Annotated in this window: 10 protein-coding genes; 2 read left to right on the top strand and 8 right to left on the bottom strand. The window is 63.6% G+C overall.

Going from position 1 to position 8,393, the window contains the following annotated elements; genetic code table 11:
* Window positions 1-211 precede the first annotated feature (211 nt).
* Together KUV86_RS19665 and KUV86_RS19660 are read left to right on the top strand one after the other, a co-directional pair.
* Window positions 212-880, top strand: coding sequence for a 2-dehydro-3-deoxy-6-phosphogalactonate aldolase (locus KUV86_RS19665; protein WP_206943610.1), 669 nt, complete (start codon window positions 212-214; stop codon window positions 878-880).
* On the top strand, window positions 877-1,797 hold the full coding sequence (locus tag KUV86_RS19660; protein ID WP_222238756.1) for a 2-dehydro-3-deoxygalactonokinase: 921 nt from the start codon (window positions 877-879) through the stop codon (window positions 1,795-1,797). Before KUV86_RS19665 ends, KUV86_RS19660 begins: the two co-directional genes overlap by 4 nt.
* Before the next feature lie 265 nt (window positions 1,798-2,062).
* On the opposite strand, the gene KUV86_RS19655 is transcribed toward KUV86_RS19660, so the two are convergent.
* From KUV86_RS19655 to KUV86_RS19620, 8 genes are all read right to left on the bottom strand, one after another.
* Window positions 2,063-2,371 (bottom strand): hypothetical protein, encoded by a 309-nt coding sequence (locus tag KUV86_RS19655; protein ID WP_206943606.1) that lies wholly within the window; start codon window positions 2,369-2,371, stop codon window positions 2,063-2,065.
* 300 nt (window positions 2,372-2,671) lie between these two features.
* Window positions 2,672-3,223: a gluconokinase gene (locus KUV86_RS19650; protein ID WP_206943604.1), complete on the bottom strand. Its 552-nt coding sequence runs from the start codon at window positions 3,221-3,223 to the stop codon at window positions 2,672-2,674.
* An 88-nt stretch (window positions 3,224-3,311) separates the two neighbouring features.
* Window positions 3,312-4,169, bottom strand: a complete 858-nt coding sequence (locus KUV86_RS19645; protein ID WP_222486304.1) for a nitrilase-related carbon-nitrogen hydrolase — start codon at window positions 4,167-4,169, stop codon at window positions 3,312-3,314.
* A gap of 60 nt (window positions 4,170-4,229) precedes the next feature.
* Window positions 4,230-4,406 carry a hypothetical protein gene (locus KUV86_RS19640; RefSeq protein WP_222486302.1) on the bottom strand — a complete coding sequence of 59 codons (177 nt, stop codon included), beginning with the start codon at window positions 4,404-4,406 and terminating at the stop codon, window positions 4,230-4,232.
* Between the two features lie 138 nt (window positions 4,407-4,544).
* Window positions 4,545-5,294 (bottom strand): SDR family oxidoreductase, encoded by a 750-nt coding sequence (locus KUV86_RS19635; protein ID WP_206943599.1) that lies wholly within the window; start codon window positions 5,292-5,294, stop codon window positions 4,545-4,547.
* A complete protein-coding gene (locus KUV86_RS19630; protein WP_222486300.1) occupies window positions 5,291-6,616 on the bottom strand; it encodes an MmgE/PrpD family protein in 1,326 nt (441 codons plus the stop codon). Before KUV86_RS19630 ends, KUV86_RS19635 begins: the two co-directional genes overlap by 4 nt.
* A 98-nt stretch (window positions 6,617-6,714) precedes the next feature.
* Window positions 6,715-7,596, bottom strand: coding sequence for a glycine betaine ABC transporter substrate-binding protein (locus tag KUV86_RS19625; RefSeq protein ID WP_206943595.1), 882 nt, complete (start codon window positions 7,594-7,596; stop codon window positions 6,715-6,717).
* 62 nt (window positions 7,597-7,658) lie between these two features.
* A complete protein-coding gene (locus KUV86_RS19620) occupies window positions 7,659-8,390 on the bottom strand; it encodes an ABC transporter permease (protein WP_206943593.1) in 732 nt (243 codons plus the stop codon).
* Between the last annotated feature and the right edge of the window lie 3 nt (window positions 8,391-8,393).

Raw genomic sequence — 8,393 nt, 5'->3', positions numbered from 1 at the left:
GCGCCGCCGGAGATCAGCCTGAAAGACATCTTTGTGTCACTGCTGCCGTTCATCGCACTGCAATTGTGTGTGCTGGCCGCGCTGCTGATGTGGCCCGAGATGGCCATGTGGCTGGTCGATTGATTGACCTGAGAGGGCGGCCTTGGCCGCCCTTCGTCGTATCATGTGAAACCGTTATTTCTCCGTTGTCGACTCGATGAGGACTGCTGACATGAATGATGCCCAGCGCGCTGTGCTTGATGCTGCCATGAAGGAGATGCCGCTGGTGGCCATCCTGCGTGGTATTACGCCCGATGAGATCGAGCCGGTCTGTGGTGCTCTAGTGGAAGCTGGCTTTCGTCTGATCGAGATTCCACTGAATTCACCGCAGCCCTGGGACAGCATCGAGCGTGCCGTTGCCTGTAGCCCCGAGAACGTGCTGATCGGCGCCGGTACCGTGCTGGAAGCGGACGATACGGCCAAGCTGGCGTCACTTGGCGCACCACTGATGATCACGCCGAACACCGATCCTTCGCTGGTCACGCTGGGTGCTGAGCGGGGTCTTGCCCCGATGATCGGCTGCATGACGCCGACGGAAGCGCTGGCTGCCGCGCGCGCCGGTGCCGTTGCGCTCAAGCTGTTCCCCGCCGCACGTCTTGGGACGGGGTACTTGAAGGACATCAGCGCCATTCTGCCCAAGCACCTGCCGGTGCTGGCCGTCGGTGGTATCGAGCGTTCCAACATGGCGGAGTGGCATGCGGTGGGCGTGGCCGGGTTTGGTTTCGGCAGCAATCTGTACAAGCCAGGCCGCAGCGCAGACGAGGTCGGCAAGATCGCCCGTGAGCTGGTGGACGAATGGCAGAGCCTGGCCGGTAGCGCCAGTGCAGGAGCCGGGGCATGAGCGAGCGCCTGATTGCGATTGATTGGGGAACCAGTAACTTCCGTGCCTTTCTGGTCGATCGGCAGAGCGGAGAGTGTCTGGAGAGCGTACGTTCCGATGCGGGGCTGCGCTCGCTGACGACAGCCGAATTCCCCCATTACTGTGAAGCCCAGGTGGGTGCCTGGCGTGAGGGCGGCAAGGTGCCGGTGTATCTGTCCGGTATGGTCGGATCGGCGCGGGGCTGGAGCGAAGCACCGCAGCTGGAGGTCCCCCGTTCGGCGCTGGATCTGGCCGACAATGTGGTGCCCGCGCCGGGGCTCGACAACGCCTGGATCGTGCCCGGTCTCAAGGTGGTGCGAGACGATCACGTGGATGTGATGCGGGGCGAGGAAATTCAGGCGTTTGGTGCCTTCGCCCTGAAAGGACTCAGTAGCGGTGTATGCTGCCTGCCAGGCACCCACAGCAAGTGGGCCAGACTGGAAGGCGATCGCTTGGTGGATTTTTCGACCATGATGACCGGCGAGCTCTATCACGCCGTGCGCTTCCACACGCTGCCGGGAGAGCCGTCGAGAACGGCCGACAACAGCGGCGATGCCTTCGATGCTGACGGCTTTGCCCAAGGGTTGGCAGCAGCGGAACATCCCGCTGGGCTGATGCACGCGCTGTTCGAAGGCCGCAGCCGCCACCTGTACGCGGGCCTGCAGGCTTCTCAGGTGGGCAGTTTTCTCTCCGGGGTGTTGATTGGTGCTGAGGTGCTTGCCCAGCGCGAGCATCTGATCGAGCAGCAGGCCGGTGTCGTGCTGGTGGGGTCCTCGGGGCTCAACCCGCTGTATCGCCAGGCGCTGGAACGCCACGCTATCGCGGTGGATGAGGTAGACAGCGACAGCGCGACCCTGGCGGGATTGATCGCACTGGCGGAGCGTCATCGGCTGACGTAACGCGGGGGGAGTGGTGCTCGTCAGCTCCCCCGGTGCGATTGCCCTGATAAACTGCTCTGACGACCTGCCCTGACGAATTGCCTTGGCGGATGACTATCGTCAGGAAAAGACCGGCTCCCATGGAGCCGGTCTTTTTGCTTCTAGTGGATGGCGACTGACGGATAGTCTTTGAGGGACCGCTGTAGACGGACAACTCTGTCGCTTAGCCGGCCATTGGGCGGCATAGCTCCAACGGCACCAACGAGAGGCAGAAGCTGGCAGCCCTTCAGGACGGACGGAACTCGCCGCGGTAGTCGGCGCGTGGGTCGGCGAAGGCTCCGTGGCCAATAAAGGTCATGCTATTGAAGTCGAGGACGTAACGTAGTGCCAGACCTTTGTCCTCCAAGCCATAGACAAAGATTCGGTGATCATCCACGGGTGTTGCGAGATAGGCGCAGCTGGTGTCGCTTGGCTGCGATGTGGTGGGCGAGCCATGCAGGCGATGACGCATGCGCGTAGCGTTTTCGAAGACCACGCCCCAGGTCTTGCCGTCACAGCTGAACTCAAACGTCTTGCCTACCATCGGATCGGACATGGGATTCTCCTTGTTCGACGATCGACTGCGAGAGCCGAGGTAGTGTTGGACATATCAACGGGAAAAACGCCTCATACCCCCCTTGTCGGTGACAAAGCTGACGGTCGGTGACAAAGCTGACGGTCGGTGACAAAGCTGACGGTTAACGACATGGCTGACGATCAGCGTAGGGATGAGACGAAACATGACGACTAAGTGACAGAGTGTAAGGCGTTCATTACTGCTGCATTGGCGAGAAAGTATGCTCATGCAGGAAAGGGTAGGAGAAGTCAGCGTTTTCCACACCGCTGGTCATCCTTTTCAGCGCGCTGCATCCGGCGATGTCGCCAGTTCCGAGATAAAGCGGTCGATGATGGCGTCAGGGGTGCTCTCGATGTCGCAACGAATCGCTTCGTCATCACCGGGCATCTCCAGCGTGGCCAGCTGGTTTCGCAGCATATGCTCACCAGCAAAGAAGTGCTGCCCGCGGCTGTTGAGGCGCGATAGCAGCAGTTCCTGACTGCCGTGAAGGTACAGGATCTTCAGGTCCGCGGCGCCGGCGCGCAGCAGGTCTCGGTACTGTCGCTTCAGGGCCGAGCAGCCGATCACCAGGGGCTGGCCGGTCTGACGATGTTCGCGATACAGGCCGGCCAGGGTGTCGAGCCAGCCCTGGCGATCTTCGTCGTTCAGTGGTTCGCCCCGGGACATCTTGGCGATGTTGTCGCGGCTGTGGTAGTCATCGCCGTCGATGAACTTGGCTCCCGTCCGCTCGGCCAGCAAACGCCCGATGTGGGATTTGCCTGAGCCCGAAACGCCCATGACGAGCATGCTCAGAGGGGGAGTGGACAGGCGAGGGCGAGAAGCTGTGTTCATGTAGAGGGGCGCGCCGATGTTCAGAAAGTGAAAGGCGATTCTAGCATTTCTGGCGCGCGTTTTCGCGGCAGCCTGACCCCGTGTTTTGCTAGCGATAGCCTGCCATCAACTCACGTATCAAGGGGCTGTCCGCATCTCGCAGGGTGGGCAGCTCGAAGCGCGCACGGGCGATGGCGGTGCGCGACAGTTCGGCGTGAATCAGCATTTCGCGATCCTCCGCCTCGGCCAAGGTGTCGCCGCGGGGCCCGAGAATCCGCGACCCTCCCCAGAAGTGACTGTCACCCTCTGCTCCGTATCGATTGGCCATCAATACCGGTGTGCCGTAGGTCATGGCGTAGAAACGCACATTCAGCACCCAGTTGTCTTCATTGGAGAAGTCCTCGGAGACGATGCCGGATGCGGAGTTGATCGGCGCGCAGAGGACGGCAGGCCGTGCCAGCAGGGCAGCATGAACCAGCGCTGGGTTCCACAGGTCGGCGCAGATCATCGAGGTGGTGCTCCATCCCGGACGAACCAGAACTTCCGTCAGGCGGCTGCCGTGGCTGAACCACTTGCCTTCCTCAAGACCGCCATAGGTGGGCAGGTTGAGCTTGCGATGCACGGCGGCCACTCGACCGTCCTGTAAAATGGCCAGGGCATTGTAGATCTCACCGGGGCTGGCTTCCTCGACGAAGCCGACGATGACCTGCATGCCGGCGGCCGCCTTGGCCAGCTGGATCAGCCATGGGTCCTCCGATGGCATGGCCACCTCCAGCACCCTTGGGCCCAGGCCGTAACCGGTCAATGAGAGTTCGGGAAAGACCAGCAATTCCACGCCACGACGGCGGGCGTCGTGGATCACGTCGAGGTGATGGGCGAGATTGGCCTCGACGTCACCGAGGCGCGTGTTGATCTGGGCGCAGGCGACCTGTAGCTGTTCCTGGTGCTGCTTGGCCTGATGCTGCATGGCTGGGATTCCTGAGGGTGGGGGCAGGGCGCCACAAGGTGCCGTAATTCGCTCGGCGGATCAACGTTTGTCACGACTATCGCTGTTGTCTCTGGAAAGCCCGGGCGTGGCGTCGCGGGGGAGATCGCTTTGCTGGGGCGGTTGCAGCTTGCGCTTGAGCAGGCGAAAGCCGATCCAGTGGATGACGCCCAGCCCGACGAGGACTGCGACGATAAGAAGATAGAAGCGAGTGTCCATGGAGGAGGCTCCGTGTGAGGCCCCGGACCGCCCGGGGCAAAAAGTGCCTGACAGCACCATCTTCTATACGTCAACACGACAGACGGCGAGGCGACCTGGGTCAAGTCCCGACGAGCGCAGGCACTTTTCAGACAAGCCCTAGCGTCCTCCGGCGGGATCAATAAAGGTCCCCGTCACATAGGAGGCCGCGTCGGACAGCAGCCAGATGATGGCCTCGGCGACCTCTTCCGGTCGACCGGCACGCCCCAGCGGACAGCCGGGCCCGAGTTCGGCCAGCCGCTCCGGTCGGCCTGCCCGGGCATGGATATCGGTCTCGATCAAGCCGGGGCGCACGGCATTGACGCGAATGCCACGGGGGCCCAGTTCCTTGCTCAAGCCGATGGTCAGTGTATCCAGTGCGCCCTTGCTGGCGGCGTAGTCGACGTACTCGTTGGGCGAACCCAGGCGCGAGGCCATGGAACTGACGTTGACCAGGGCACCCTGGTCGACCAGCGCGCGCGCGGCTTCCCGGGCGACCAGCAGGGCGCCCAGCACATTGGTGTCGACCACCTGACGCAGGCGCTCCACTGCCATATCCGCCAGTGGCATGGAGGGCGCCACGATACCGGCGTTGTTGACCACCCCGGTGATCGGGCCCAGGCGTTGTCGCGTACTGGTGAACAGTGCCATCACCTGAGCCTCGTCGACCACGTCGGCCTTGACGGCCATGGCGCCGTCTTCACCGGTCAGTGCCTGACAGGCTTCCAGGGTGTCCCGGGCGGCGGCGTCATCGCTGCGATAGCTGAAGGCGACCCGCGCACCGGCACGGGCGCAGGCCAGGGCGGTGGCACGGCCGATACCGCGGGAACCTCCGGTGATCACTACCACGCCAGCTAGCGTGTGGGTCATATGGCATCTCCTGTGGGGGGTGGCGACAGCAGGGCCAGCAGGTCACCTACGGGACGCTGCTCCAGATCACCTATCACATGCTCGATCTTGTTGGCGCGATGGCCCAGCACCGGCTCCGCCAGGGCCTGAAACTTGGCAGAGATCTCGTCATCGCTCAGCGGATTGTGGGGGTTGCCGCGGGCTTCCATGGCAGGGCTCTGGATAAGGCGACCATCGCGTAGATACAGCGTGACGCTGGCCCAGCGCTCGGCCGGGAAGCGTGCGTTGTAGTCATCGCATTCGGTGATCGTCACCCGCCGTGACAGCGCCACCAGAGCATCGTCGCCGAGATCCCGACTGATGGCGGCGACGTCGATGGTGCCGCGATCGAGGGCGCAGGCCACCGACCAGGGCAGGCTGTACTGGGCCTGTTCGGTGGTGTTCGGGGCGATGGTGTGCAGGCGCCTGGCCTCGTGGAAGGTGGTGATCTCGATGCGTTCGATATTGTCCACTTGGCGTTCGGCGGCGGGTATGGCGAGTACCGCCTCCACCGCCGGCTGGGCCCAGCGGCACACCGGATAGGCCTTGAAGTACTGCTCCGACAGGTAGTCGCGTCGTCCCAGATCGCCCCATACCGCGGCGTGCTGCTCGGCACACAGGGTCACCGCCGGGGCGCCGGTGAAGCCGTCCTCGGCCAGCAGGGTGGCCGCGACGCCTGCCTGGGCGCCCCAGCCGGAGCCATCCTTGAGCATGGTCGGGTGATCGATGCAGCGCATCATCTGGCTACGCGGACCATAGAATTCGGCGATGCCGAGGGCGTGTTCCAGCTGGGCCGGGGCGAGGCCCTTGAGGCGCGCCGTCACCGCTGCCACGCCCAGCGCGTTCCAGGCCCCCGAGGTGTGATAGTCCGGACTCGAGGCGTGCAGCGCGATGCCGGCCCGGGTGGCGATCTCGTAGCCCATCGCGAGCAGGCCGAGAAAGGCCCTGCCGTTGACCTGCTCGATCTCGGGCAGCGCCAGCAATCCCGGCAGGATGGCGACGCCGGCGTGGCCCTTGGTCAGCACTTGGCCGTCGTGGGCGTCGAGTGCATCGATCAGCCAGGCGCCGTGCAAGGCGACGCCGGTGGCCGACGCCGTCGACGAGGAGAACAGCAAGGGGCGATCACCTGCGTGCTGCACCCTGACATAGCGGCGGGCGTGTTCGGCCAGGGCCGTGTCGGTGGCGCCGGCGGCGACGCCGAGAAGGTCCAGCAGGCAGCGCTTGGCATGGCGGCACTGAGCGTCATCTAGGTGGTCCAGAGGAGACGTGAGGATCCAGTGGATGACGTCCCGGGAAGTGCTCATGGGGAGGTCCTTTGTCGAACTGGGGGAGCCGCAGGGGGAGAGCGCTCACTGCACGCTGGTGAGGTAGGAACAAGGCCCCCGAACGGGGCCTTGAAGGGTCACAGCAGGTCGTTGTCCTCGAGGAAGGATTCGGCGACGTCCTCGATGGTCTCGCGCTCGACGTCCACTCGGGCGTTGAGGCTGGCCATGGTGTCGTCGTCCAGCAGCGCTGAAAGCGCGTTCATCTGGTCGGCCAGCTCAGGGTTGGCGTCGAGGGTTTGCTGACGCACGACCGGGGTCAACGCGTAGGCAGGGAAGAAGCCCTGGTCGTCTTCCAGCACCTGGAAGTCAAAGGCGGGGATGCGGCCATCGGTGGCGAAGACCAGGCCAACGTCGACCTGGGCGTCACGCAGTGCCTGGTAGACCAGGCCGGAGTCCATGCGTTTCACGGCGTTACGAGCGACGCGAAAATCGTAGGCTTGCTGCAGCGGCCGCCAACCGTCTTCGCGGGCATAGAACTCGGCGTTCATGGCAAAGCTCAGTTCCTGACCGTCGTTGACCGCATTGGCCAGCTCGGACAGGCTGGTGATACCCGTTTCTTCCACGCTGTCTGCGCGCATGGCCAGGGCATAGGTATTGTTGGCGGCGGAGGGCTCCAGCCACACCAGCCCCTTCTCGGCGTCCAGCGACTTGACGCGCTGATAGGTTTCCTCAGCGCTGAGAGATTCGGTCACGTCGTTGTAGTTGATCAGCGAGGTGCCGGTGTATTCCCAGTAAAGGTCCACCTGGCCGTTTTCCTGCGCCTGGCGCAGCACGGCTGAGCCCATGCCTGCGCGCTTGTCGACGTCATAGCCCAGTCCGTCCAGGTACTGGGTGGTCATGCTGGCCAGCAGCTGTTGCTCGGTAAAGTTCTTGCCGCCAACCACCACGTCGTTGGCGCTCACGGCGGCACTCGTGGAGACGAGGGCCAGGCCAGTCAGTGCGGTCATCAATGTCTTCATGCTGCATGCTCCAGTTGAGGTCTTGTGAGGGGAGTCAATGGGGGACAAGGGACGACGCTGCATCAAGCGCGCGCCGGATTGACGCCGCGTGGCACGATCACGAAGGCGATCCCCGCTATCAAGGCATCCACCACGATGGCCAGCATGGCCGTGGGAATGGCGCCAGACAGCATCATGATCGGATCGTACAGATCGATGCCGGTGAAGATCAGCTCGCCCAGGCCGCCTGCACCGATCAGAAAGGCCAGGGGCACGGTGCCAACGTTGATCGTCAGGGCGGTTCTGATACCCGCAAAGATCACGTACAGGGCATTGGGCAACTCGACCTTGAACAGGCGCTGGACCGGCGACATGCCAATACCGGCAGCGGCTTCCTTCAGGGCCGGGGAAACGCCCTTGAGTCCGGCATAGGTGTTGCGCGTGATCGGCAGCAGGGTGGCCACGAACAGGCCAAACACCGCGGGCACGGTACCAATGCCAAGAAAGCTCATGGACAGCGCCAGCACCGCCAGGGTGGGAATGGTCGTGCCGACGTTGAGGACCTGCATCAATGACTCGGCGGCACGACTCATGCTCGGGCGTGATAGCCAGATGCCCAGCGGAATGGCGACCAGAATCGCGAGGCCCCCCGACAGGAACGTCAACCACAGGTGCTGGGCTGCCAGGTACTGGACGTCCGGCAAGTACCACAGAAAGTCATCGATGGCGCCGCTGGACTGGGCCCAGACGCCGAGCAGGAAGACAAGGATCAGGCCGAGAATGATGCCGGCGCTGGTCAGGCTACGAATCAGCATCCA

Source organism: Halomonas sp. DP8Y7-3, assembly GCF_019801675.1.
GTDB lineage: Bacteria > Pseudomonadota > Gammaproteobacteria > Pseudomonadales > Halomonadaceae > Halomonas > Halomonas litopenaei_A.
Note: the sequence above shows the minus strand (reverse complement) of the source record. Positions and strands in the feature narration are given on the sequence as shown.

Coding starts and splice junctions, on each gene's coding strand:
- KUV86_RS19635 (WP_206943599.1), bottom strand. CDS start 5,294: ATGACCCACACGCTAGCTGGCGTGGTAGTGATCACCGGAGGTTCCCGC.
- KUV86_RS19630 (WP_222486300.1), bottom strand. CDS start 6,616: ATGAGCACTTCCCGGGACGTCATCCACTGGATCCTCACGTCTCCTCTG.
- KUV86_RS19645 (WP_222486304.1), bottom strand. CDS start 4,169: ATGCAGCATCAGGCCAAGCAGCACCAGGAACAGCTACAGGTCGCCTGC.
- KUV86_RS19640 (WP_222486302.1), bottom strand. CDS start 4,406: ATGGACACTCGCTTCTATCTTCTTATCGTCGCAGTCCTCGTCGGGCTG.
- KUV86_RS19620 (WP_206943593.1), bottom strand. CDS start 8,390: ATGCTGATTCGTAGCCTGACCAGCGCCGGCATCATTCTCGGCCTGATC.
- KUV86_RS19655 (WP_206943606.1), bottom strand. CDS start 2,371: ATGTCCGATCCGATGGTAGGCAAGACGTTTGAGTTCAGCTGTGACGGC.
- KUV86_RS19660 (WP_222238756.1), top strand. CDS start 877: ATGAGCGAGCGCCTGATTGCGATTGATTGGGGAACCAGTAACTTCCGT.
- KUV86_RS19625 (WP_206943595.1), bottom strand. CDS start 7,596: ATGAAGACATTGATGACCGCACTGACTGGCCTGGCCCTCGTCTCCACG.
- KUV86_RS19650 (WP_206943604.1), bottom strand. CDS start 3,223: ATGAACACAGCTTCTCGCCCTCGCCTGTCCACTCCCCCTCTGAGCATG.
- KUV86_RS19665 (WP_206943610.1), top strand. CDS start 212: ATGAATGATGCCCAGCGCGCTGTGCTTGATGCTGCCATGAAGGAGATG.